21 protein-coding genes are annotated in these 23,762 nt (G+C 67.5%); 8 read left to right on the forward strand and 13 right to left on the reverse strand.

Annotated elements, in window-relative coordinates:
* Window positions 1-840, reverse strand: a complete 840-nt coding sequence (locus P3102_RS18465) for a class I SAM-dependent methyltransferase (RefSeq protein ID WP_276370922.1) — start codon at window positions 838-840, stop codon at window positions 1-3.
* 716 nt (window positions 841-1,556) lie between these two features.
* Here P3102_RS18465 and P3102_RS18470 point away from each other — a divergent pair.
* A complete protein-coding gene (locus P3102_RS18470; RefSeq protein ID WP_276370924.1) occupies window positions 1,557-2,537 on the forward strand; it encodes a tyrosine-type recombinase/integrase in 981 nt (326 codons plus the stop codon).
* Between the two features lies 1 nt (window position 2,538).
* On the opposite strand, the gene P3102_RS18475 is transcribed toward P3102_RS18470, so the two are convergent.
* Window positions 2,539-2,922 carry a hypothetical protein gene (locus tag P3102_RS18475; RefSeq protein ID WP_034320669.1) on the reverse strand — a complete coding sequence of 128 codons (384 nt, stop codon included), beginning with the start codon at window positions 2,920-2,922 and terminating at the stop codon, window positions 2,539-2,541.
* A gap of 66 nt (window positions 2,923-2,988) precedes the next feature.
* Between P3102_RS18475 and P3102_RS18480 the strand changes: the two genes are divergently transcribed.
* Window positions 2,989-3,768 (forward strand): glycerophosphodiester phosphodiesterase, encoded by a 780-nt coding sequence (locus tag P3102_RS18480; protein WP_276370926.1) that lies wholly within the window; start codon window positions 2,989-2,991, stop codon window positions 3,766-3,768.
* Window positions 3,769-3,837: 69 nt separating this feature from the next.
* Here the strand turns inward: P3102_RS18480 and P3102_RS18485 are convergent, their stop codons facing one another.
* Complete coding sequence (locus tag P3102_RS18485; RefSeq protein ID WP_276370927.1) at window positions 3,838-4,512, reverse strand: transglycosylase family protein; 675 nt, start codon at window positions 4,510-4,512, stop codon at window positions 3,838-3,840.
* Window positions 4,513-4,774: 262 nt separating this feature from the next.
* Between P3102_RS18485 and P3102_RS18490 the strand changes: the two genes are divergently transcribed.
* The 3 genes from P3102_RS18490 to P3102_RS18500 all read left to right on the forward strand — a co-directional run bounded on the left by P3102_RS18490 (window position 4,775) and on the right by P3102_RS18500 (window position 7,538).
* Window positions 4,775-6,175, forward strand: a complete 1,401-nt coding sequence (locus tag P3102_RS18490) for an MFS transporter (protein WP_276370928.1) — start codon at window positions 4,775-4,777, stop codon at window positions 6,173-6,175.
* A 30-nt stretch (window positions 6,176-6,205) separates the two neighbouring features.
* Window positions 6,206-6,964 (forward strand): thymidine kinase, encoded by a 759-nt coding sequence (locus P3102_RS18495; protein WP_276370930.1) that lies wholly within the window; start codon window positions 6,206-6,208, stop codon window positions 6,962-6,964.
* A gap of 226 nt (window positions 6,965-7,190) precedes the next feature.
* Complete coding sequence (locus tag P3102_RS18500) at window positions 7,191-7,538, forward strand: RNA polymerase-binding protein RbpA (protein WP_005151365.1); 348 nt, start codon at window positions 7,191-7,193, stop codon at window positions 7,536-7,538.
* A 249-nt stretch (window positions 7,539-7,787) separates the two neighbouring features.
* Here P3102_RS18500 and P3102_RS18505 read toward each other — a convergent pair whose 3' ends face one another.
* From P3102_RS18505 to P3102_RS18515, 3 genes are all read right to left on the reverse strand, one after another.
* Window positions 7,788-8,573: an SDR family oxidoreductase gene (locus P3102_RS18505; RefSeq protein ID WP_276370936.1), complete on the reverse strand. Its 786-nt coding sequence runs from the start codon at window positions 8,571-8,573 to the stop codon at window positions 7,788-7,790.
* Window positions 8,574-8,643: 70 nt separating this feature from the next.
* Complete coding sequence (locus P3102_RS18510) at window positions 8,644-9,936, reverse strand: sigma-70 family RNA polymerase sigma factor (RefSeq protein ID WP_276370937.1); 1,293 nt, start codon at window positions 9,934-9,936, stop codon at window positions 8,644-8,646.
* Window positions 9,937-9,980: 44 nt separating this feature from the next.
* On the reverse strand, window positions 9,981-10,355 hold the full coding sequence (locus P3102_RS18515; protein WP_276370939.1) for a DUF4406 domain-containing protein: 375 nt from the start codon (window positions 10,353-10,355) through the stop codon (window positions 9,981-9,983).
* Between the two features lie 52 nt (window positions 10,356-10,407).
* Here P3102_RS18515 and P3102_RS18520 point away from each other — a divergent pair, with 52 nt between their 5' ends.
* Window positions 10,408-11,172, forward strand: a complete 765-nt coding sequence (locus P3102_RS18520) for a DeoR/GlpR family DNA-binding transcription regulator (RefSeq protein WP_276371233.1) — start codon at window positions 10,408-10,410, stop codon at window positions 11,170-11,172.
* On the opposite strand, the gene P3102_RS18525 is transcribed toward P3102_RS18520, so the two are convergent.
* From P3102_RS18525 to P3102_RS18535, 3 genes are read right to left on the reverse strand one after another with little or no spacing between them, the layout of a single operon-like run.
* The gene (locus P3102_RS18525; protein ID WP_276370940.1) at window positions 11,159-11,926 is read right to left on the reverse strand and encodes a polyprenol monophosphomannose synthase; all 768 of its coding nucleotides are present in this window, start codon (window positions 11,924-11,926) and stop codon (window positions 11,159-11,161) included. The genes P3102_RS18520 and P3102_RS18525 overlap by 14 nt on opposite strands.
* A gap of 26 nt (window positions 11,927-11,952) precedes the next feature.
* A complete protein-coding gene (gene lnt / locus P3102_RS18530; RefSeq protein WP_276370942.1) occupies window positions 11,953-13,545 on the reverse strand; it encodes an apolipoprotein N-acyltransferase in 1,593 nt (530 codons plus the stop codon).
* Between the two features lie 9 nt (window positions 13,546-13,554).
* On the reverse strand, window positions 13,555-15,165 hold the full coding sequence (locus P3102_RS18535) for an amidohydrolase (RefSeq protein WP_276370944.1): 1,611 nt from the start codon (window positions 15,163-15,165) through the stop codon (window positions 13,555-13,557).
* Between the two features lie 141 nt (window positions 15,166-15,306).
* Between P3102_RS18535 and P3102_RS18540 the strand changes: the two genes are divergently transcribed.
* Entirely contained in the window at window positions 15,307-16,695 is a 1,389-nt protein-coding gene (locus P3102_RS18540; RefSeq protein ID WP_276370946.1) for a lysine 2,3-aminomutase, read from the forward strand.
* Between the two features lie 675 nt (window positions 16,696-17,370).
* Window positions 17,371-17,733, forward strand: coding sequence for a hypothetical protein (locus tag P3102_RS18545; RefSeq protein WP_276370947.1), 363 nt, complete (start codon window positions 17,371-17,373; stop codon window positions 17,731-17,733).
* A 369-nt stretch (window positions 17,734-18,102) separates the two neighbouring features.
* Here P3102_RS18545 and P3102_RS18550 read toward each other — a convergent pair whose 3' ends face one another.
* From P3102_RS18550 to P3102_RS18565, 4 genes are all read right to left on the reverse strand, one after another.
* Window positions 18,103-19,098 carry a hypothetical protein gene (locus P3102_RS18550; RefSeq protein ID WP_276370949.1) on the reverse strand — a complete coding sequence of 332 codons (996 nt, stop codon included), beginning with the start codon at window positions 19,096-19,098 and terminating at the stop codon, window positions 18,103-18,105.
* Window positions 19,079-20,839, reverse strand: a complete 1,761-nt coding sequence (locus P3102_RS18555; RefSeq protein WP_276370951.1) for a carbamoyltransferase N-terminal domain-containing protein — start codon at window positions 20,837-20,839, stop codon at window positions 19,079-19,081. The genes P3102_RS18550 and P3102_RS18555 overlap by 20 nt, the downstream gene beginning before the upstream one ends.
* A gap of 207 nt (window positions 20,840-21,046) precedes the next feature.
* Window positions 21,047-22,366 carry an FAD-binding monooxygenase gene (locus tag P3102_RS18560; protein ID WP_276370953.1) on the reverse strand — a complete coding sequence of 440 codons (1,320 nt, stop codon included), beginning with the start codon at window positions 22,364-22,366 and terminating at the stop codon, window positions 21,047-21,049.
* Between the two features lie 43 nt (window positions 22,367-22,409).
* Window positions 22,410-23,750, reverse strand: a complete 1,341-nt coding sequence (locus P3102_RS18565) for an FAD-dependent monooxygenase (RefSeq protein ID WP_276371235.1) — start codon at window positions 23,748-23,750, stop codon at window positions 22,410-22,412.
* Between the last annotated feature and the right edge of the window lie 12 nt (window positions 23,751-23,762).

A 23,762-nucleotide genomic window follows, 5' to 3' on the forward strand; every position in this document is an offset into this window, starting at 1 on the left:
TCAAGGACACCGAGCCTCGACGAGCCAGGCCGCCGAGCCGTAGAAAACGCCTCGGCCGGTCTGGTGTTCGGCGAGATCGGCCCGCAACACCCCGACAGCTCCCGCACGCGTGGCTTCGTCCACCTCACTCAACCGCCCGCCATGCTGCTCGACGATGAAATCGGCCGCGTCATCGACGTCCTCACCGAAGTACATCGGCTTGTTCACCGCGGTGCACCGCACATCGACGTACCCGGCCGAAGCCAGCAACCTTCCGACCTCGACCGGGTCACTGAGCGCGAGATCCGAAGACGGCACCTCGCCCCCGGCCGCGAAAACCGTGCGGAACGTGGTGATCCATTCGTTGAGCCGCGACGGCTGCCACGTCAGCAGCACCAGACGGCCACCAGACCGGGTCGCCCTGGCCAGATTCGAGAACGCGGCCAGGGGAGTACCGAAGAACATCGATCCATGCCTGCTGATCACCACATCGAAACCCGCCTCGGCGAACGGATGGACCTGCGCGTCCACCTGCTCGAAAGCGGCGTTGGAAAGACCTTCTGCCTCGGCGAGCCGACGAGCGACGCCGAGCATCTCACGGGAAAGGTCCACACCCAGCGCGGAACCGGCAGTTGCCAGCCGCGCCGCGTCCCGCGTCGTCTGGCCGGCACCACAGCCGACATCGAGGACGTGGTCAGCAGGCCCGACATCGGCCGCGGCGAAGAACGTGTCGCGATAGGCGGCCACACCGTTGTCGAATCGCTGCGCGCGCTTCGCCCAGAGCAGGCCGTCATCACCGTCCCACGCCTTCAACATCCGCTCGTTGGACGGATCGACACGCACAGCGGTGCTTTCGGACATTGCGGCAACCCCCGGATTCGGCCTTCCGACGACGACCCTAGCGCGAACCCGTCAACGGAACGCCGCGATGCACCGGGCTCCGTCGTCGCTCAGGTCTGCCGCCTGACGAATGGGGCCAGGGAACAGCAAGCGCGGGGACTGCCAGGGCACACGTGACCGACCTTACTTGACATAATGTACATTATCGGCGCTTCGATCGACCTGGAGATCAGGACCGAGAGGGGTCTCTGGCGGGAGCCGAAAGGGTCCTTCACCGCATGCCATACAGGGGAAGCTCCCATCGGCGCGTCGCACCCGACCACGGCCCCCTCCAAAGCTCCGCAGACTCAGCTGGCGCGTGATCCGCCGAGCCGACGCAGAGCGCCCCCGGGAACGCAAAATGGATGCCCGATCACTCAGCCCCAATACGTCACTGTGACGAATCAACCTGGGCACCTTGGGGGTCGAAGTCAATCCGTGAGGGCGCCGCCTGGGTCATCTCGTCAGCCTGGCCGCCTGAACGGCCGCCGCCAGGCATTCGGAGCTACCCGCGGTGACCCACGTGTCACGAAGGAGTCTGGAAGAAAATCTGACTAGGACGTCCCGTCTAGACACCCAGAGGACGGCGAGCGAACCCAGATCCCCCGCGAGGGGCGTCCGGAGCCGCCACTCCGTTTCATGCATAATCGCTATTATGCATGAGATTGAATATAACCGAGTGTAAGACTGTCGGTGCCATGCGGTACAAGATGCTCATGAGGGTTTCCGAGGCACAACAAGCCTTTTTCGCCGCACGACGTCCCCGCAAGGACTCTCCTCACACCACCGACGCCTACCGGCGCGACCTCGCCGGCATCACCGCTCTTCTGCTCCGCGAGCTCGACCTCTCCCCTGACGACCTCACCGTCGAAATGCTCACCGCTCAGGCCCTTCGCAACGCCTTCGGTGCCTTCGCGGACACTCACGCGAAGAGTTCCGTGCTGCGCGCGTGGTCGACCTGGAACCAGTTCCTCACCTTCTGCGTGTCCGACGGGTTGCTCGCGGGCAATCCCATGGGTGCGGTCGCGCGACCGAAGGCGCCTCCGTTGACGCCGAAACCGTTGCGGGGCGAGGAAACCCCGGAGCAATTGCTCGCGGCAGCCGCCGACGGTTCGCGCCGGACGCGGGATCCGTGGCCGGAACGGGACGTCCTGGTGATCGCGCTCGGGCTGGTCGCCGGGTTGCGTGCCGCCGAGATGCGCGCGCTGACCGCGCGATCACTGGTCGGCCGTCAGGGCGAGATGCGGTTGCACGTCCACGGCAAGGGTAGCCGTGACCGGTCGATCCCGGTGCAGCCGATCATGGAGAAGATCATCGAGGAGTACCTGGCTTCCTGCCGTCGTCGCTTCCCGCGGCAGCGGTTCGGGCCGTCCACTCCCCTCCTCCGGGATCGTGCCGGCGAGCCGATCGGCCGTGGCGCGCTCGAGTACCTGGTCAAGTCGTGCTACCGGTGGGCGGGGCTGCACGACCGTGTGCCGGTCGGGGCGAATCTCCACGCCTTGCGGCACACTTTCGCGACTCGGCTGGCCGAGGACGGTGCGACGGCGTCGGAGATCATGGCGCTGCTGGGGCACGCGAGCTTGGCGACCAGTCAGAACTACATCGAGGCGACCGGTCGTGAGCAGCGCGCGGCGGCCGCGAGCAACCGGACGTACCGGGCGTTGGACGGGATCGTGTAGGTCAGCGGAGCTGTTCGAGGTCTTTGGCGGCTTGGGCGATTTCGCCGGCGAGGCCGCGGAGCTCGGCGACGGACGCGCCGTCGTCGGCCGCGGTGACGACGTCTTCGGCGGCGCAGCGGAGTTGGAAGAGCCTGTCCTGCAGGGTGGCGATCTCGGTGTCGGAGAGGACGACGGCGTCTTCGGGGAGACCGCTGCGCTGGAGGGCGGTGCGGCGTTCGTAGGCCCGCTGGCGGCAGGATTGCCCGCAGTAGCGGCGGCGCCTGCCGACGTTGCCGCCTTGTTCGAGCCGTCGGCCGCACCATCCGCAGTGTTTGGGTGCTCCCGCGCGACGTAACTCGGACACCTCTTCGGCGGACGTCTTGGGGTGTTCGGCGACTTCCCTCACGGATCAGACCCTAGCTGGCCATCCGGCGATCATGCCGGGGCCACGGCCGAAGTGCACACTAGTGGGGTGCCGACCATGTTCCCGTACCTCGCCGACCCGCTCCCGCGTGCCTTCGCCCATCGGGGCTGGCATCTCGGTGATCTGGACGGACTGGAGAATTCGCTGCCGGCGTTCCGGCAGGCGGTGGCGGAGGGGTATCGGTATCTCGAGACGGACGTGCACGCGACGTCGGACGGTGTGGTGGTCGTGCACCACGATGCCGCGCTGGACCGGACGACCGATGGCGCGGGGTTGATCTCCCGGCAGACGTGGGCGCAGTTGCGGAACGTCAAGGTGGGGGGTCGTGCGCCGTTGTCACGGCTGGAGGACGTCCTCGAAGAGTTGCCGGAGGCGCGGTTCAACATCGACGTGAAGTCGAACGAGGCGGTGACGCCCTTCGTGCGGACGATCGAGCGGACCGGTGCGCGCGACCGGGTCGCGGCGGCGTCGTTCTCCGACGCGCGGCTCGCGCGGATCCGGAAGCTGGCGGGGCCGAAGCTGGTGACGGCGATGGGGCCGCGTTCGGTGGCGGTGATGTGGGCGAACGGGTTTCTGCCGCTGCTTCCGCTGCGGGCGTTGTCGCGGGGTGCGATGGCGCAGGTGCCGGTGCGGCAGGGGCGGTTGAAGGTGGTGGACCGGGCGTTCCTGCGGCAGGCGACGCGTGAGGGTTTCGAGGTGCACACGTGGACGGTGGACGATCCGGCGGAGATGCGGCTGCTGCTGGATCTGGGGGTGCACGGGATCGTGACGGATCGGCCGGATCTGCTGCGTGAGGTGCTTCGGGAACGCGGCGCTTGGCCCGCGTGACCCGCAATTCGTCATCTGCTTGCGTTCACTCTCGGCGCGAGCAGGTGACGAATTGCGGGTGGTGAAGCGCTATCGGGGTGGTTTGCCGTTCCAGGCGGCGTCCCAGGTCTTGGGTCCGAGGCGGCCTGAGTCGTTGATGCCGTTGGCGCGCTGGAGGGCGAGGACGGCTTCGCGGGTCTTGTCGTAGTAGCAGCCTGTACCGGTGAAGCCGTAGCCGAAGGCGTTCATCCGGAGTTGGAACTGTTTGAGCGGCGCAGCGCAGTCTCCGTAGGCGTAGACGACGCCGGGCCAGGCGGGTTTGGGGCCGCCGGACGGAGCGGGCGGGGCGGGCTTCGGCTTGGGTGGAGGTGGCGGGGCGGGTTGTCCTCCTCCGCCGATGTAGGCGGAGTCCGCATAGGACGGGACGCGTTTGCTGCGGGCGTCCTTGTCGTTGCGGAAGCCGAGTTTGCCGGCGCATTCCCAGGGTTGCCAGCCGCGCATGCGGTACAGGTAGAGGGCCCGGTGGTCCTGTTCGCGGGGACTGGCCTGGTCGGGGCGTCCTTGGCCGCCGACGCTGCGCCAGGTGGGCAGGTCGAACTGGTAGGCGCCGTAGTAGCCGTTGCCGGTGTTGATGTTGTAGCGGCCGCTCGATTCGCACATGCGGAGCTTGGCCCAGTGGGAGGCGTGGGGGTCCGCGGCGGCGGATCCGGTGGTGGCGATTTGCAGGCTCGTGACGGCGAGAGCGAGCAGGAGCGTTCTCGCCACTACGCGGTGTGCTGTGCGAAGGCGATGGGTCCTCATGAGCGGGAACAGTAAATTCCGGACACTTGCTTCACAACCGTCACGCCAGCCTCACACGAAACACACGTCGCGCGTGGCGGTGACACGCCGGTGATGGTCGCGGAGGTTGCCGGGAAGGGTTCGTCTCGCGTCGAAACGAACACGGTCCCGTCTTGTGCCGGACAGGCGGGCTCGATGACCAGTAGTCTCCCGCTGACCTCGACGTTTTCGACTTCAGGAGCAGTGCATGACGGTGGCCGTGACCCGTGAACGCAAGCGGGTGTGGCGGGCTTGGTACCTCTACGACTGGGCCAATTCGCCGTTCTATTCGTCGGTCATCACCGTCTTCGGAGCGCTCTATTTGAGCGATATCGCGTCTGCGGATGCCAGGGTGAATTTCACCCTTAACGGGGACAGGGCGTGCACCGATTCGAGTGGTGCTTCGAGCACGTTGCAGAACTGCGCCGTCTCGTTGTTCGGACTGCACTTCCCCGCGGGTTCGCTGTGGGGGTATCTGCTGTCGATCGCGACGGTGACTCAGGTGCTGGTGTTGCCGATCGCCGGCGCGATCGCGGACCGGAGCAGGCACAAGCGGCGGATCCTCGGCGGGTTCGCGTTCCTGGGCGCGGTGGCGTCGGCATTGATGTTCTTCATCGCGGGGACGAACTGGGAGGTCGGGGTCTGGACGTTCATCGTGGCGAACATCGGTTACGGCGGTGCGCTGGTCGTCTACTACTCGTTCCTGGTGGACATCGCGGAGCCGGACGAGCGGGACGCGGTGTCGTCGAGGGGGTGGGCGTTCGGGTATCTCGGCGGTGGTCTGGCGTTGGCGCTTCAGCTGGGGTTTTTCACGGGGCATGGCTTCTTCGGGGTGAGCGAACATCTGGCGGTTCAGATCTGCTTCCTGACGTCGGGGATCTGGTGGGCGGTGTTCACCGTCCCCGCGGTGCGCGCACTCCCCCGGACTCAGGTGCCGAAGTCGGCGGAGCGGGGGCTGTCGGTGCTGACGGCCGGGTTCGCGGAGCTGAAGCAGACGATCAAGGAGGCACGGGCCTATCCGCTGACGCTGGCGTTCCTCGGCAGCTACCTGATCTTCACCGACGGGATCACGACGGTGGTGGCGGTGTCGGCGCAGTACGGCAAGGACGAGCTGAAGTACAGCACCGAGGTGTTGATCGTCACGATCCTGGTGATCCAGTTCCTGGCGTACGCCGGGGCGATGGTTCACGGTGCGATCGCGGCTCGGATCGGGGCGAAGAAGACGATTCTGGGGAGCCTGGTGGCCTGGGTGGTCGTGTTGTGCTTCGCGTACTTCATCGAGGCCGGTCAACCGCTGCAGTTCTACGCGGTGGCGGTCGGGATCGGGCTCGTGCTCGGTGGGACGAACGCGTTGTCGCGGTCGTTGTTCGGGCAGATGATCCCCGAGGGGAAGGACGCGCAGTACTTCTCGCTGTACGTGGTGGGTGAGCGCGGGACGTCGTGGCTCGGTCCGTTGTTGTTCGCCGCGGTCGGGCAGATCACCGGTTCGTTCCGGTACGCGATCATCGCTTTGGTGATCTTCTTCGTGCTCGGTTTCGTGTTCGTGTGGTTGGTGCCGGTGCGCCGCGCGATCGAGGCGGCGGGCAACCGGCCACCGGCGGTGCTGTGACGGCGGGGTGTGCCGATAGGGTCGAGCGTCGTGACCGTACTGAAGGAGAGTGGCCCGGACCCCACGGACGCGTTGTCGTCGGTGCCGGTGGCGGGCTCACGGCGGGGTGTGCCGGTCGTCGGGAAGTTGAAGTTCTGTTACGGGCCGATGGACTGCGGGAAGTCGACGTTGGCGTTGCAGATCGACCACAACCACGCGCGGCAGGGTCGTCGCGGGATGGTGCTGGTGCGCCACGACCGGTCCGGTGAGCCGCAGATCACCAGCCGGATCGGGTTGACGCGCAAGGCGATAGAGGTCGGGAACGAGACCGACCTGCGGTTGCTGGTGCGTGAGCAGTGGGCGGCCGGGCGGCACGTGGACTACTTGATCGTCGACGAAGCGCAGTTCTTGTCGCCTGATCAGGTGGACCAGTTGGCTGAACTGGCCGATGACGTCCAGATCGACGTGTACTGCTTCGGGATCGCGACGGATTTCCGGAGCATGTTGTTCCCGGGGGCCGCGCGGTTGTTCGAGCTGGCGGACGAGTTGCAGCCCGTTCAGGTCGAGGTGTTGTGCTGGTGCGGGCAGACGGGGCGGTTCAACGCGAGGGTGGCCGACGGCGAGGTGTTGCGGGCCGGGGACACCGTCGTGGTGGCGGATACCGAGCAGTTGGTCGTTGAAACTTCATCGGCATCACGTTCCGAGGGCGAACCGAACACGGTCCGTTATCAGGTATTGTGCCGACGGCACTTTCGACTGGGCGACCTGGGGCCCGCCTCGGCCCAACACGGTCAGTTACGGTTGACGTGACAGGCGTACTACTAGCCCATCTGGGGGATATCCGCACCAAGATGGCCGTATTGACGTCACGCCAGAGCGCGAAAAGACTCCTACTAGGAGAAGCTGTTGCCACCGGGTGACACAGCTCATCGTGAGCAAGGACATGCTGTTCAGGGAATCCTCTGACCCCCATCGTCGTTGCATAGGGTGAGCATCACCCTGGCTCCACCCGGAGCTGACTGAAAGGACCCCCATCATGGCCGACCGTGTTCTCCGTGGAAGCCGGCTGGGAGCGGTCAGCTACGAGACCGACCGCAACCACGACCTCGCGCCCCGCCGCACCGTGCGCTACGCCTGCCCCAAGAACCACGAGTTTGAGGTGCCGTTCTCCGACGATGCCGAGATCCCCTCGGTGTGGGAGTGCAGGCTGCACGGCAGCGAGTCCGAGATCGTGGACGGCGGGCAGCCGGAGCAGAAGAAGGTCAAGCCCCCGAGGACGCACTGGGACATGCTCCTGGAGCGTCGTTCGATTCCGGAGCTCGAAGATCTGCTCAACGAACGTCTCGCCGAGCTGAAGGGACGCAGGACCACCCGGTCCGCCTGACGCACGGCACAAGTAGCTAGCCCCACCAAGAACCGGCGAAGCCCCCGCGACCTCCCGCCGCGGGGGCTTCGCCGTGTCACGAGGACTTGCCCGCCTGAGTACATGATGTGACTACTGATGCAGGTGGGCGAACGTGACGATCATCGAGTCCGTGAAGGCCTCCTTGAGGGACCCAGAGTCCCTCAAGGAGGCCTTCACGGACCAGGCCAGGGGCCGGCCCGGTGATGGGCGGAACTCCGGGTGACCCGGTCAGCTGGGGAACATGCTGGTGACGTTGACGAAGGTGCCGGTGATCCCCATCGCGTCGTCCGAGGCGAGGAACGCCAGTGTGCGGGCGACCTCGGCGAGCCGCGGTGACCGCTTGGTCATCCGGGCCTCCCTGAGGCCGTCGAGGACGTTCTGCACCATCTCCGGGCTCGCGGGCAGCTGGTTGTTCACGGCGGAGAGCTTCTCGGGGGTGAACGTCTCCGGGATTCCCGCGACCCAGATGCCGAGTGCGCGGACGCCGTACGGCCCGATTTCGACGGCGAGATTGCGCAGGTAGGTGTCGAGCGCGGCGTCGACCGAACCGGTCGCGCCCATCACGGGGCTGCCCTGGGCGGATCCGCTGTCGAGAGCGAGGAGCACGCCGGAGCCCTGCGCGATCATGTGCCGGGCGCCCGCGCGGGCGGTGATGAAGTTGGTCGTGACGCCGGTGGTGATCGGGCGGACGAAGTCCTCGACCGACATCTCCACGAGCGGGGTGCCCTGGACGTCGCCGCGCGGGACGAGGTTGAGGGAGATGTCGAGGCTGCCGGCCTCGGTCACGACGGACGCGGCGTGCGCGTCGACGGCGGTCTCGTCCATGGCGTCCACGACGGCGATTTCGGCCAGTCCCCCGGTCTTCTCGATCTCGTCGGCGAGCTTCGTCAGCGGGGGTTCATGGCGGCCGGTGAGGAAGACGCGGGCGCCGCGGGCGGCGAACTCTTTGGCGACCCCGCCGCCGATCGATCCGCCCGCGCCGTAGATGACCGCGTTCTTGTTCTGGAGGTTCATGAGCGTGTTCCTTCCGCGTGATCGGGTTTCGACCGTTGAGACGCGGAAGGAGCGTGGATCTCATCGGTCCTCAGCTGATCGTCAGCGGCAACCCGAAGGCGGGGAACAAATGCGGTTCGAAAGCGGTGATCTCCGCGACCTTCCCCTCCTCGATCCGCAACACGTCGAGCACCTGTGCGCGGTAGATCCGGGTACCCGGACGCCGGACGTAGCCCGCCGCGGCGGGGAGGCGGTTGGCGGTGGCCGGGAGGTGTTTCCATTCGCCGAAGTACGTCGGCGACGCGGGGTCGAGGGACTGTGCGACGAAGTCGAGGAAGACGTCGCGGCCGGAGAACCACAGCGGGTTCGGCGGCATCGTGACCAGCACGTCCTTCCTCAGCAGCTGGGCCATGACCCGGCTGTCGCCACTGCCGGTGGCGGCGGCCATGTACCGCCGCAGGATCGTTTGCTCCTCCTCGGTCGGCTGGACGTTCCGTGCCCAGTCGGTGCGGCGTTCCGGCAGGCGTTCGCGCAGGGTGGGACGGGCGCGCTGGAGTGCGCTGGTGACCGAGGCGACAGTGGTGTCCAGCAGTTCGGCGGTTTCCGCGGCCTTCCAGCCGAGGACGTCGTTGAGGATCACCACGGCCCGTTGCTTCGGCGGGAGATGCTGGATCGCGGCGAGGAAGACGAGTTCTATCGTTTCCCTGGTCTCGGCGATCTCACCGGGTTCGGCTTCCGCCGAGGGGAGCTGACTGTCCGGGAACGGCTGCAGCCAGGGCAGGAACTGCGGAGGTTCGCCTTGCTGTTCGACGCCGGGCAGCGAGTCGTACGGGCGCGGAATCCGTTTGGTGCGCCGCAGGAAGTCGAGGCAGGTGTTGGTGGCGATGCGGTAGAGCCAGGCACGGAAACTCGACCGGCCTTCGAAGCCCTCGCGGCCGCGCCAGGCTCGCAGGAACGTTTCCTGGACCAGGTCTTCGGCGTCGTCGTAGGACCCGGCCATGCGGTAGCAGTGCACGCGCAGCTCTCGTCGGTGCTGTTCGATCTTCCCGGCGAAGGCGACCTCGTCCACGGTTTCCGTCACGGGCACCGGTGTGACGCTTTCGTTTTCGGCCCGCAGCGCCAGTCGAGCGATGCGCCGCAACCTGCCGACGTCGGAGGTGAGTGAGGTGAGGTCGGTGAGGAACACCTCCAGCGGCCGAGGCGCCAGCCGGTTCGCGGCGCGGCCGACCTGGGCGATGAGAGCGTCCACGTCGGGGGCGGGGTCGTGCCGTGACCGGTAGGCCCGCTGGCGGCACGCGGCCGAGCAGTAGAGGGCCACACGCCCGCGCGAACCCGCTCTCGCCGGCAGTGGGCCCTTGCACATCCCGCAGACCTTGCCGGTCACGGCTCACCTTCCCCCGGAAACGTCACACGCGGTCGAGTCACGCATTATGCGGCTCGGTACCCCGGGATGTCCTCGACACGGTGATACACCGCCAGACCGCGGGAGAGCGCGATGGCGACGTCCTGGTCGGCGCCGGTCGACTCCCCGGGCAGGCGCAGGACGGCGTCGCAGTGGTGCAGCAGCCTGTCGGCCGTCGGGTACATGATCTCCTTGGCGATCGGGTCGGCGACGGTCCGCCCGCCCGCGCCACGCAGCACCGGGAGCGCGACCCACTCGCCGATCATCGGCACGTGCCCGCTGCGGAAGATCGGCCACGCGGCCGCTTCGAGCCGGGCGAGGTTGCGGGCGAGGAGCTCGGGGTCGTCACCGGTCCCGGAGCGGAACGGCCCGGCGATGAGGATCAGCAGAGGTTTGCTCATGAACCGGAAGCCTAATGTGCAACAATCGGCAAGAACAAGGAGGAACGTGCACATGTTGGCTGCGCAACGCCGCGACCTGCTGCTCGAACGCTTGAAGACCGAAGGCCGGATCGTGGCGAAGGACTTCGCCGCCGAACTCGGCATATCAGAGGACAGTATCCGCCGCGACCTGCGGGAACTCGCCGACGCCGGACTCTGCCAGCGGGTCTACGGCGGAGCCTTGCCGGTCTCCCCCGCCACCGCGGATTACGCGACGCGTATGGCCGTCAGCGTCGCGGGCAAGAACCGGATCGCGAAACGTGCGGCAGCGTTGATCCGGCTGGGATCGACCGTCATCCTCGACGGCGGGACCACCGCGCTCGCGTTGGCGAAAGCGCTCCCCGTCGACCTCGAAGCGACGATCGTCACGCACAGCCCCACGGTCGCGGCCGCGCTCGTCACGCATCCGAAGGTCGAGGTGTTCCTGATCGGCGGACGGCTCTTCAAGCACTCGGCCGTCACCTGCGGAGCGACCGCGGCGGAAGCGGCGATGAGCGTCAACGCCGATCTGTTCTTCCTCGGCGTCACCGGCGTGCACCCGCAGACCGGGCTCACCACCGGCGACTCGGACGAGGCCGCGATGAAACGCACCCTCGCCAAACGGGCGGCCGACACCTACGTGCTGGCCAGTTCGGAGAAGATCGGCGCGGCCTCGCCGTTCACCGTGCTCCCCCTCTCCGACGTCGCGGGCGTGATCACCGACGCGCCGCCGGGCGAACCGACGGTGAAGGAGCTGGGGAGGCTCGGGGTGAGCGTGCTGGGGGTCAGCTCTTCTTGACCAGCCCGCGAAGCTGCTGCCAGCGACGCTTGATCCCCCACAGGCCGACCAGAACGATCGCCTCGCGCACGACCGAACCGCTCATCTTCGACTGACCGACCTCACGTTCGGTGAAGGTGATCGGCACCTCGACCACCTCGAACCCGGCCAGCGCCGTGCGGAACGCCAGGTCGATCTGGAAGCAGTAGCCGCGCGAGGCGATCTCGTCGAGCGGGAGCTTCTCCAGCACCGTGCGGCGGTACGCGCGGAAGCCCGCGGTGATGTCGTTGATCTTCGTGCCCAGCGCGATCCTGGCGTAGAAGTTGGCCCCCCAGGACAACGCCTTGCGCTGGAACGGCCAGTTCACCGTGTTGCCACCGGGAACGTAACGGGAGCCGATGGACAGATCGGCGTCCTCGAGTGCCGCCAGCACCCGCGGCAGATCCTCCGGCGCGTGCGAGCCGTCGGCGTCCATCTCGACGATGGTGGCGTAGTCGCGGGCGAGACCCCAGCGGAAACCCGCGACGTACGCGGCGCCCAAGCCCGCCTTCTCGGTCCGGTGCATGACGTGGATCCGCTCGTCGGCCCTCGCGAGCTCGTCGGCGACGTCACCGGTCCCGTCCGGGCTGCCGTCGTCGACGACAAGGGCGTTCACGTTCGGGAGTGCGTCGAGCAGACGTTCCAGGATCGGACCGATGTTCCCCCGCTCGTTGTACGTCGGGACCACCACCAGCACCGGGTCGATTTCCTGGGCCCCCCGTGGCGCCTGCGCCATCCGCTTTTCCTCCGTGTTCCGGCGGGTCAGCCCGCCGCTTCCCTCGTTGCCTTGGCGGCGCTCGCGCGCCGGGTGCGGAAACGGTGCACGTACCCGCCGGTAACCCCGGCGATCGCCAGGGCCAGCAGCCCGTACTCCGTCGTCACACCGAGTAGATCCGACAGCGTAGTCTGCTGCCTCAGCGGTACGCGCCCCACCAGGGAGTCTGCGGTGAACAGGCTGGTGGAGGCCGTGATCGAACCGTCGGGCGCGACGATCGCGCTGACCCCGCTGGTGGCGGAGACGATTACCGCGCGGCCGTGTTCGACCGCGCGCAGCCGCGACATCGCCAGCTGCTGGTAGCTCATCTCCCCCGGTCCGTACCAGGCGTTGTTGGTCGGCACGACGAGCAGTTCCGCGCCGTCGGCGACCGACTCCCGGGCGGGGTAGTCGAACGCGGTCTCGTAGCAGATGAAAACGCCCACCTTGGTCCCCGCGACGGACAGGGCGGCGTTGGCGCCGTCACCCGGTGTCATGTTCGCCACGCTGTCGACGAACGGTGTCACCAGCTTCGCGAGCTCACGGGCCGGGACGTACTCGCCGAACGGGACGAGCTGCTGTTTGGCGTAGCGCTGGCCCGGGCCGGTGACCGGATCCCAGACGAGCGCGGAGTTCTGCGCGCTCCCGTCCGGCAGGCGGACCAACGCGCCGATGATCGCCTGCGTGCCGTAGTCGCGGACCAGCTGATCGACACCGGTGTCGCCGGTGCGCATGGCCATCGCGGTCTCCGGCCAGATCAGCAGATCGACTTTCGTGTCGCTCGCCTTGAGTTTTTCGAGCAGGCGAGCGCTTTCGGCGAGGTGGTCGTCCCGGAGCTCGTCGCGGCGGCCTTCCAGGGCCAGGCCGATGTCGGGGGCGTTGCCCTGCACCGTGGCGACGGTGAGTTCGCCGTGCTGCGCCTCGGTGCCGATCGTCGGCCACATCGCGAGACCCGCCACCACCGGCACCAGTGTCAGCGCGGACGTGGCCACCAGGGAGCGGCGCGGATCCGCGCCCTTCAGCCGCAGGCACAGCGCCGCGAGCCCGAAACCGGTCAGCACGACGGCGAGACCGACCAGCGGAGCGCCGCCGATCGAGGCCAGCGAGACGAAAGCGCCCTCAGGCTGGCTGAAGGCCACCCGGCCCCACGGGAACCCGCCGAAGGGGAACCACGTCCGCGGTGTCTCCAGCGCGATGATCACGAGGGCCGCCCACAACGGTCCGAGCGGAAGCCGCCACACCACGGTGGCGAAAGCCCCGCCGAAGCCGAGATACACCGAGAGCGCCATCGCCAGCCCGAGCCACGGCCACGGTCCGAAGCCGGGGCCGAGGAAATCCAGCAGCCACGTCAGCAGCGGCAGGAAGAACGCCACCCCGAACACGAACGCGTAGCCGAACGCGCCCCGGAACCGGCGTCCGTGCACCACCAGGGCGAAGCCGGTGAACGCCAGCGGCGCGAGCCACCACAACGGACGCGGCGCGAAACTGAGGTACAACGTGAAACCCGACGCCGCGGCGACGAGGAAACGCAGGAGCCAGGCGCGGGAGAACCGCTTCCGAGGCGCCGCTTCGGGATCCGGGTTCGTCACGGTCGTGGACACTCCTGAACCCTAGGCCGCCCGGGTGAACACGTCGTGGATGACCTGCCCATCGCGGACCGTGCGCAGGCAACGGGGCAGCGTCGCCCCTTCCGCCAGGTTCGGCAGCGGCGGGACACCCGCCCGCGGATCGGTCGACCAGCGCTGCACCCGCGAGTCCGGCGTCGCGACGACCAGGTCCGCGGCGTCCCAGATCGCGTAGTGCGCGGGAGCACCCGGAACCAGGCTGCCGGTGACACCGTCGTCGACCCCGGCGGCGCGGTGTCCCGCCCGGGTGTGGGCGGTGAACGACGCGCGAGCGGACAGCCCCGAGCCCGGGGTGCGGTGATAGGTCCCGGCGCGGACGGTGGCCCACGGGTCGACCGGCGTGACGGGGGCGTCGGAGCCGAAGGCGAGCAGGAGCCCTTCAGCGGCCATGGCGGCGAAGGGGTTGAGCGTCGCGGCCCGCCCGGCGCCAAGGCGCTCGGCGTACATACCCTGATCGCCGCCCCATTCGGCGTCGAACCGCGGCTGGACCGACGCGACCACGCCCCAGCCCGCGAGCGCCTTCGCCTGGTCGACGTCGATCATCTCGACGTGTTCCAGCCGGTGGTGCCGGGCGGCCAGCGCCCGGCGGCCGACGGTCTTCTCCGCGAGCCGGAATCCGTCGACGACCTCGGCGACGGCGGCGTCGCCGATGACGTGGAAACCGGCCTGGAGTTCGGCTTCGGTGCAGGCGCTGATGTGCTCGGCGATGGCAGGGGCGTCGAGGTAGAGCGTCCCCGAGCCGCCGGGCGCGTCGGTGTACGGCTCGTGCAGGGCGGCGGTGCGGGAGCCGAGTGCGCCGTCGATGAACAGGTCGCCCGCCACCCCCCTGGCGCCGAGGGCGCGGGCGGTGTCGACCCCGCCGCGTTCGCCCCAGTAGCCGATCACCTCCGGCAGTCCCGGTTCCGAGGCGAGCGCGAGCAGGTCGGTGAGGTCTTCGGCGCCGGAGATGTCCGGGCCCGCGCATTCGTGGACACTGACGACTCCGCGCGCGGCGGCTTCGGCGAGGAAGGCGCGCTGTGCTTCGCGGCGCTGCCGCGGCGTGATCGCCTCGCGTATCGCGGCACGCACGAGATGGTGGGCTTCACGGGTCAGCGGTCCATCGGCCGACCAGCCCGGTGCTTCATGCACTCCGGTGGCGAGCGCGACGAGAGCGCTGGAGACGAGCGCCGAGTGGACGTCCACTCGGCTGAGGTACACCGGGGTTCCGTCCGAGGCTTCGTCGATCTCCACGCGGCTGGGCAGCCTGCCGTCGGACCAACGGGATTCGTCCCACCCGTGCGCGACCAGCACCTGACCGGGCCGGACTGCGTCGCGGACCGCGGCCAGCAGTTCACCGGCACCGCGAATCCCCGCGAGGTTCAGCCCGGTGAGGTGCAAACCGGTCGCGGTGGCGTGGACGTGCGCGTCGACGAAGGCCGGGGCGACGAAGGCGCCGTCGAGGTCGAGCACCTCGGCGTCGGGATGCAGTACCTTGGCCGGCCCGTCCTGTCCCACCCAGACGACGATGCCGTCGGTGACCGCCATGGCGGTGGCGTCGGGAGCCGAGGGGCTGTAGATGCGCCCGCCGAGCAGGAGCGTGGTTCGCGCGTTCGTCACCCTCCCGAGTTTGCAGCGTGCGGACGACGACGTGACCGGCGGGTCGGCATGACTTCGACACACTACGCAAACAGGAATATTTACGTCTTCCGAACGATGTGACAGGATATTTTCACGCGTTTCCGACGACGAGGAGTACAAGTGACTGCGATCCAGGAACCGACCTCGCCGGTGGCCGCCTACGATCAGCCCTACGACTACACCCGTGTCGAGCTGATCGAACCCGATTGGCGCCGCTTCCCCGGCTGGCACGACGTGACCGAGGCGGAGTGGCGTGACGCGCAGTGGCAGCGAGTGCACTGCGTCCGCAACGCCAAGCAACTGCGCGCCCTCATGGGCGACCTGCTCGAGGAGCGCTTCTACGAGGACATGCTCGCCGACCAGCGCGAGATGGCCACGATGTCGATGCTGCTGCCGCCGCAGATGATCAACACCGTGGCGCCCCACGCCGGCACGGACCCGGCGAAGGTGACCGAGGCCTGGTACGCCGACCCGATCCGCCGCTACATGCTCCCGGTGCGCAGCGACCGCGACACCGAGTGGCCGAGCCATCCGCACTCCGAACGGGACTCACTGCACGAGGCGGAGATGTGGGTCGTGGAGGGGCTGACGCACCGCTACCCCACCAAGGTCCTCGCCGAGATGATCTCCACCTGCCCCCAGTACTGCGGGCACTGCACCCGAATGGACCTCGTCGGCAACTCCACCGAGCAGGTCGAGAAGCACAAGCTCTCGCTCAAACCGGTCGACCGCCAGGACGCGATGATCGACTATCTGAAGAAGACCCCCGGCGTGCGTGACGTCGTAGTCTCCGGCGGTGACGTCGCCAACGTGCCGTGGCCGCAGCTGGAGTCGTTCCTGATGCGGCTGATGGACATCGACACCGTCCGCGACATCCGGCTCGCCACCAAGGCTCTCGCCGCCCTGCCGCAACACTGGATCCAGCCGAAGGTCGTCGAAGGCCTCGAACGCGTCGCCGGCACCGCGCAGCGCCGCGGCGTGAACCTCGCGATCCACACCCACGTCAACCACGCCCAGTCGGTGACCCCCCTGGTCGCGGAAGCCGCCAGGACCGCACTCGACGTCGGCGTCCGCGACGTGCGCAATCAGGGCGTGCTGATGAAGGGCGTCAACGCGACCCCGGCCGAACTGCTCGACCTGTGCTTCGCCCTGCAAGGCGAGGCGAACATCCTGCCGTACTACTTCTATATGTGCGACATGATCCCCAACGCCGAGCACTGGCGCGTGGCCGTCTGGGAAGCCCAAGAATTGCAGCATGCGATCATGGGTTACCTGCCGGGCTACGCCACGCCGCGGATCGTCTGCGATGTCCCGTACGTGGGCAAGCGTTGGGTCCATCAGCTCGCCGACTATGACCGTGAGCTGGGCATTTCCTACTGGACCAAGAACTACCGGACCGGGATCGAACACGAGGACCCCGAAGCCTTGCGGCGTCGCTACCCCTACTACGACCCGATCTCCACCCTGCCCGAAGCCGGCCAGAAATGGTGGGCCAGCCAGCACGGCTGACTTTTACATGTACGTAGATAAAACCGGTGGCTCCAGACGTCGTCTGGAGCCACCGGCAACAGTTGGTCGGGAGCGATTCGGACTGCATCTTGAGCGCTAAACGCTCGGAGCTTGACGAGCCTGAGCCCCGGCCGGCAAGTTGGGCGAGCACGCTTGGCGTCCGCGTCCCATATCTCACCAAAGTTATCTGACCTGCGCAGACATCGTCACCAAGTGTTGACAACGCTTCCCAGTCGATCCAAGAGCCCTCCTCGGCTGGGCGCCGACAAGCCTGCCGAGGGACTTCCAGAGTCACGCGCTTGTCATGGGTGTCACCACTGCTCGATCTCCAGGTTTTGACCGTCCCAACCAGCGGCGCCAAGCTATCTCTGATCGAGAAACGACCCATGGAAGAATGAAGCAGGCCAATGTGGACATTCGGCTATTGAAGCACAAGGAACGTTTTCGCGGTTGACTTAAACGGCGTAAAGCGTAGGGGAATTCGTTTATTCAAACATTCACTTAGAGGTCCAGGCGGCCACGGGAAGCGCTCAGAGTGAATTTTCAGACTAACCAGTGTGGTGTGGTAAGTACGTCTTCGGATTGCGGCTCATCTGGCGGTCACAAGACGCTTCCTGTAACGACTCTGATCTTGTTACCGTCTGTCACGGCATGGCTGTGAGTGACGCGTTGCCGATGAAGTACTCGGTGATCAACCGTGGTCTGCGACCCGCCCGGGTGGCGATCGTGTTCGACGGGGGCGACAACTGGTCCTACTGGGCCCGTCGCGCTCTCTTTCTCGCTGGAAAGATCTGGGGCGGGGCTGGGTTCGCCCTCGTCCCACACCGAGCCGGGGTCGTCGACCCGATCTTGCTGAGGGCATGCCGTGCCTACGACCCGGATTACGTCGTCGCCTTCAGTCACACCCTTGGCGAGTGCGGTCACTTTGCGTCAGAGAGCTTTGCCGTCAACGACGACTCCGGGAACCCGCTCAAGATCGGCGAGCCGAAGATGATCGACCGGACGTTCTTCAGCCCCGTTTCCCGGGTTTCCTGCTGAGCGGCGCACCATCGCGAATACCGGCGGGGGCCTCGTCCGACAGGGCACGGTCCCCGCTGTCCGCCGTGCTTCGGTCCAGGATCGCGTGTGCGGGAGATGGTTGAGTACCTCGCCGGCGTCACCCAGCCCGACAATCAGCTGAGAACGCTCGCACGGCGGCCGCCATCCATGAAGTCATCGGCGACAATTACGTCGGGCCCGGCCAGTTGCGGCCAGGCCCGACACTTTCGGTTCACCAGAGTGGGTACACGTTGTCCTTCGGCGCGGATTCCGTTTGCCCGGCCAAGTCTCCGCGGCCCTCCGGCCGACGCCGGAGCATCCCTCGCGTCCAGCGCGCGTGCAGGCGGAGCACCGCGTCCAGCAAGCCCATCACAGCGCCGCGACGATCAGCTCGGCGGCCTGCCGGTACCCCTCGCCCCGGCAATGCAGCCTGTCCACGAAAGTCCAGCCGCGGAACCGGTTCGCCGGCATGTCGACGAACCGCACACCCAGTTCACCGCACCGGTTGCCCAGTTCCTCCGTGTAGCGCGGCCAGGCGGCCAGTGCGTACTCGCGGATGCGCTCCCACGACTGCCCCAACTGCCGGTCGTGCAGTCCGAGCAGTGGCTGCTCCTCCGGAACGTGCGAGCGGGCGCTTTTGTCCACGAAGGGCTGCGCGCAGAACACGATCTGGCCGGGATCACCGGCGAGCCGAACCAGCGAACGCAAGTCTCGCAACTGTCGTTCGAGAGCGAGCGTGCGACGCTGGTCGAAGGTGAGGCCGCCGGGGCCTTCGGGCTCGGGAACACTCCGTACCGCGCCGTTCCGGCCCGGCCTCGCCTCACCTTCGATCAGCGCGGCCACGTCGTGCATCGAACGCGTCCCAACCTTCAGCAAGGTCTCTTCGAAGAACAGCGGACCGTATACGTCGTGCGGCCGGTTCGTCTGCAGGCCGGCGATGAGGTTGTTCGCGCCGGAGCAGACCACCACCTGCCCGTCGCCCTCGAGGAACGGCAGGGCGGCCACCAGTTCATGGGTCGAGGTTCCGGCCCGGATCCCGAGGTTTCGCCAGCTCCGGCCGGTAAGGTGGGCGAGGTGAGCCGTAACGGTGTCCTGATCGGACTCGGCGCCCACCCCGAAGACGAAGGAACCGCCGAGCACCACGCCGTCTGCCGCCGGGGTGGCGCAGTCCACCACCCCTGACGACGTCGGGGTCCGCCGGAATCCCTGGTAGTCGGTCGAAACGGTGGCGGTCCGGACACCGCGGGGCGCGGACATCGCCACCCAGGGGTGCACTCGCGGCTCCAGACCGTCGTAGATCTCCAGCTGCGGAGCAGCCTCGTACCGTCCATTGAGGATCGCCGAGTCAACTCTTTTTGACCACATGATGACCCATAACCAGCGTGTCCAATCCGCTGCGTAGGAAGGTGGAAATGGCGTTGGCCGGGTTTTCGACCATGGGTTCTCCCTTCAGGTTGAAGGAAGTGTTGAGCACCACGGGCTGTCCGGTGTGGACCTCGACCGCGTCGAGCAGTCGCTCAAGCAGATCGTCTTGGCCAGGGTGGACCGTCTGCAGACGCGCGGTGCGGAAATGGCTCGCCGCGCCGAGGTCGGCCTCGGCCTGGGGCAGCACCGGCAGGACCATGAGCATGAACCTGGTCGGGTCCTGCAGCACAGGGCCCCCGCAGAGCTGCCCCGCCGCCCGCGCGGCGGCCATCGGGGCGAACGGCCTGAACTGTTCGCGGAACTTGACCTTCTCGTTGATACGCGCCTTCATCCCCGGCGATCGCGGATCCGCCAGGATGCTGCGATGGCCCAGCGCCCGGGGACCCCATTCCGATCTGCCCTGGTACCACCCGACGACCCGTCCCTCGGCGATCTCACCGGCCACCAACGCGGGCAGCTTGTCATCGTCGATCTCTTCCGCCGCCATACCCCACGCGGCGAGGGTGCCGGAGATCCGCGCGTCGTCGTAGCCGGGCCCCAGGTACGCGTCCCGGCCGATGTAGCGACGGGGACGGCCGAGTACGACGTGGTAACCGTGCAACGCGGCGCCGAGCGCCGCACCGGAGTCGCCGGGGGCAGGCGGGATGTACAGGTTCTCGAAGGGGGTACGCGCCAGCACCGCGGCGTTCGCCAGCCCGTTGAGTGCCACTCCTCCCGCCATCGCGAGGTTCGGTGAGGGGTGCACCCGGTGAGCCGCGCACGCCATCGCGACCACGGCGTCTTCGCACAGCTGCTGCACGGACGCCGCGACATCGGCGTAGTACCGATCGACCGCCGTGCGCATCCGCCCCGTTTCCGGATCGAAGTCCATCCGCCGCGCGGGATCGCGTGGCGGATGCCCGAGCAGTTTCACCAACCGGTCGCTGAAGGCGCGACTGTCACTCTTGTGGAAATCGAAGTAGCGCAGGTCAAGCGAAAGCGACCCGTCCTCGGCGATGCGGCAGATCTTGGCCAGCTCGTCCCGGTAACGCGGCACTCCGTAGGCGGCCAGTCCCATCACCTTGAACTCGCCCTCGTTCACCTCGAATCCGAGGTACTGCGTCAGGGCGGAGTAGAACAAGCCCAGCGAATCGGGGAACTCCAGAGCCGCGCTGAGTTCGAGACTGTTGCGAGTACCCGAGCCGAGGTCGGTCGAGGCCCGCCCCAGCGTCGCGGTGGCCCATTCGCCGACGCCGTCGACGGTCAGCGTCGCGGCGTCGGCGAAGGGTGACGCGAACACGGCGCTGGCGGCGTGCGCGATGTGGTGGTCACAGAACAGGATCCGGCCAGGGTCGATGCCGAGGGCACGGACGATGGTCGAACGGATCCAGATCCGTTCGTCCGCCCACGAGGCCAGGCTGCGCCGGAACACGTTCCGGCCACGTGGCCAGGACGCGATTCCCGTGACGAACGTCCTGGCGAGTTTGACCAGCGGTCGCTCGTAGAAGACGACCAGATCCAGTTCGGAGCCGCGTACGCCGGCTGCCCGGAGGCAGTGCTCGATCGCGGCCGCGGGGAAGGAAGCATCGTGTTTACTGCGGGAGAATCGTTCCTCCTCCACGGCTGCGACGACTTCGCCGTCCCGTATGATCGCCGCGGCCGAGTCGTGGAAATAGCAGGAGATGCCGAGGACCGTCGTCACGTCATGCTCCGGCTGTTCCGGCTCGCGGACGCCTCGGCGTTCCTCCAGCCACGGCTCCGGCCGAGCCGGAGCCTTCGCCGGGCGATGGTCCTGGCCGCGACGCAACCTGTCACGAGAACACACGCGGACACCACTATCTTCACCATGCCAAGACCTCTTTCGAGCGAGGCGGAATCGGTAACGGAACTCGTAGCGGCTCCGATGCCGCTACGCGGGAACGTGCTTCTCCACCCGGGCGACGACGTCCGGATTCATCAGCGAGGCCGGAGGTTCGACGAGGCCGGCGACCTTCAGGAACGCTTCGGTCAGCGCGGGGTCCGAGGTGGCCGCGTCGGTCAGCCGGGCGATGAACTTGTTGCCCTCCAGCACATCCGGCGTTCGCTCGCCGGGCACGCCGGGGTAGTCGAGGTCCCCGTTGGTCGAAATGGTCCAAGGATCGTCGACCACAGCGGCGATGTCCTGCCGCAGCCCGAGCGAATCCGACGGCGTGCCAACGGAAAGCCGGTCGCGCAGCGCGATCACCTGCATCGCGCCGACCATCATGCCTTGACCGTAGACGGGGTTGAAACTGCACACCGCGTCACCGAGCACCACCAGTCGATCCGGGAAGCGGACGAGCCGTTCGTAGTGCCGCCGAACACTCGCCGGGAAGCCGAAGGTGACAGCGTCGGTCATGGGCTCCGCGTCGCGTACGGCTTCGTACACCTCGGAAACCGGGAGCGACTTCGCGTAGGCCAGGAAACCTTCGGGGTCTTTCGGCGGCCGGTCACCGAAGATGCCGGTGAGCGAGAGGATGCACGTCTTGGGGCCGACGCGGCCGAAGAAGGCACCCCGCGGATGCGCGGGCGAGGCGACCGGGTTGACCGACTGGGTGTCGTCGAGCATTCCCTCGCGCCGGTGGAACAGCCGGGTGGTATAGGTCAGGCCGATCCGCATCCGTTCCTCCGGCGGGCGTTCGTAGCCGAGTGCCGCCAGCAGCGCCGGGGTGCGCGAGCCACGTCCGGTGGCGTCCACGACCAGATCCGTTTCGAGTTCAAGCACACTGTCCTCTGCGGTCAGGAGACGGACACCGGTGATCCGCTCCCGGGTCGCGTCGGTCAGGTACCCGACGAACTCCACCTGTTCGCGGTACGTCACGTTCGGCAGCGAAGCCGTCAGCGACCGCAGGATGTCCTCGATCACCGGCCGCTGCGCCCCGATGGACAGCAGACCGGTTTTCGTCTGCCGGATCAGCCGCGCGTTGAAGTACCAGCGCATCTCGCCGAGATCGGGTACCGGGATCTCGGCGCGCTCGAGTTCGGCGGGCAGGGCGGGGAACAGTTCGTGCACGATGCGGAAGCCGCGGCTGTGGAACGCGTGGGCGTGCGCGGCGTGCGGTGCCCCGCGGCGCACTTCGCGTACACCCAGCACTTTGTCCCGGTCCACCACGATGACTTCCCGATAGGTCTCGGACAGCACCCTGGCCGCCAGAGTCCCGATCACGCTTCCCCCGAGCACGATCGCTCGGTCGCCGACGAACTGGTTCACGGGTATACCTCCTGGGCATAGCGATGAGAGTGACCGCCTTGGGTCATGGTCGGTTCTTGGCGCGACACGAAGCACGGAGTACGCCGAGCATCAATCCGGGACGCATCAGCGCCTGCGGGGGGTCGACCAGACCGGCCACCCGGAAAAAGGCCTTGGTGAACCTGCCGTCGAACCGCGCGGCCGCGTGCAGCCGGGCGATGTAGGCGTTGCCGATCCGGGTCTTGAGCGTCCGTTTCCCTGCCACCCCAGGGAACGCGAGATCGCCGCTCGCGGAGATCTCCCACGGTACGTCCACGATCGGGACCAGCTCACGGAAGAAGTCCAACGGCCTGGCCGGACCCTCGGCAAGATGCTCGGACAGGGCGAGCGCTTCCATGGCCGCGACGGTCATCCCCTGGCCGTACACGGGGTTGAAGCTGCACACGGCGTCACCGATGACGAGGAACCCCTCGGGGAACCGGGTGAGCCGGTCGTACCGGCGGCGCACGCTCGCCGGGACACGGAAGGTGACCACTTCGTCGATCGGCACGGAATTCCGGACCGTGTCGTGGATCTCCGGCGCGGAAAGGGAACGCGTGAACTCCAGGAAGCCCTCATCGTCGCGTGGCGGGTGGTCACCGAGGATCCCGGTGAGGGAGAGCATGGCGACCTGGTCGTTCAGTTTCGCAAAGAACGCACCACGGGGGTTGGCGGGCGAAGCTACGGAATTGATCGACAGATCGGTGCCGTAGGGGTCGGAACTCAGTTTGAACAGGCGGGTGGTGTAGGCGAGGTCGATCTTGACCTTCTCCTCGGGTGGACGCTGATAACCGAGTTCCGCCAGCCAAGCCGGAGCCCGGCTCCCTCGTCCGGTCGAATCGACGACGAGATCGCCGCCGATCACTTCCTCCTCGTCTGTCCCGCCCTCACCGCTGACGCGGACACCCGTGATCCGGCCGCCATCGCCGGTGCCGACGATTCCGTGGATGACGGTTCGCTCCCGCAGTTCGACATTGGGCAGCGCGGCGACCCTCGCCCGCACGCTGGCTTCCAGTTCTGGTCTGGTCGCCGACACGCTCAGCAGGCCCGACTGTGCCTGCCTCAGCGGGTGACCGTTGAAGTACCACCTCAGGTTCCCCGCCAGGTCACAGCTGAGCACACCCTCGGCGGTGAGTTCCGCCAGCAGGCCGGGGAACAGTTGCTCAAGGATCTGCTGCCCCCTGGCCAGCAGTGCGTGCGCGTGCCGTCCCTGCGGCACACCGCGCCGCGCCGCGGTCATCCCGACGAGCGTGTCGCGGTCGATCACCCGCACGTGGCGGTAGTGGTCTGAAAGCACGCGGGCGGTCAGGAGCCCCGCCATGCCACCGCCCAGGACGACGGCGTGTTCTCCGAGGTGTTCGCTCACCATCGATGGCTC

This window comes from Amycolatopsis sp. QT-25 (assembly GCF_029369745.1).
Taxonomy (GTDB): Bacteria; Actinomycetota; Actinomycetes; order Mycobacteriales; family Pseudonocardiaceae; genus Amycolatopsis.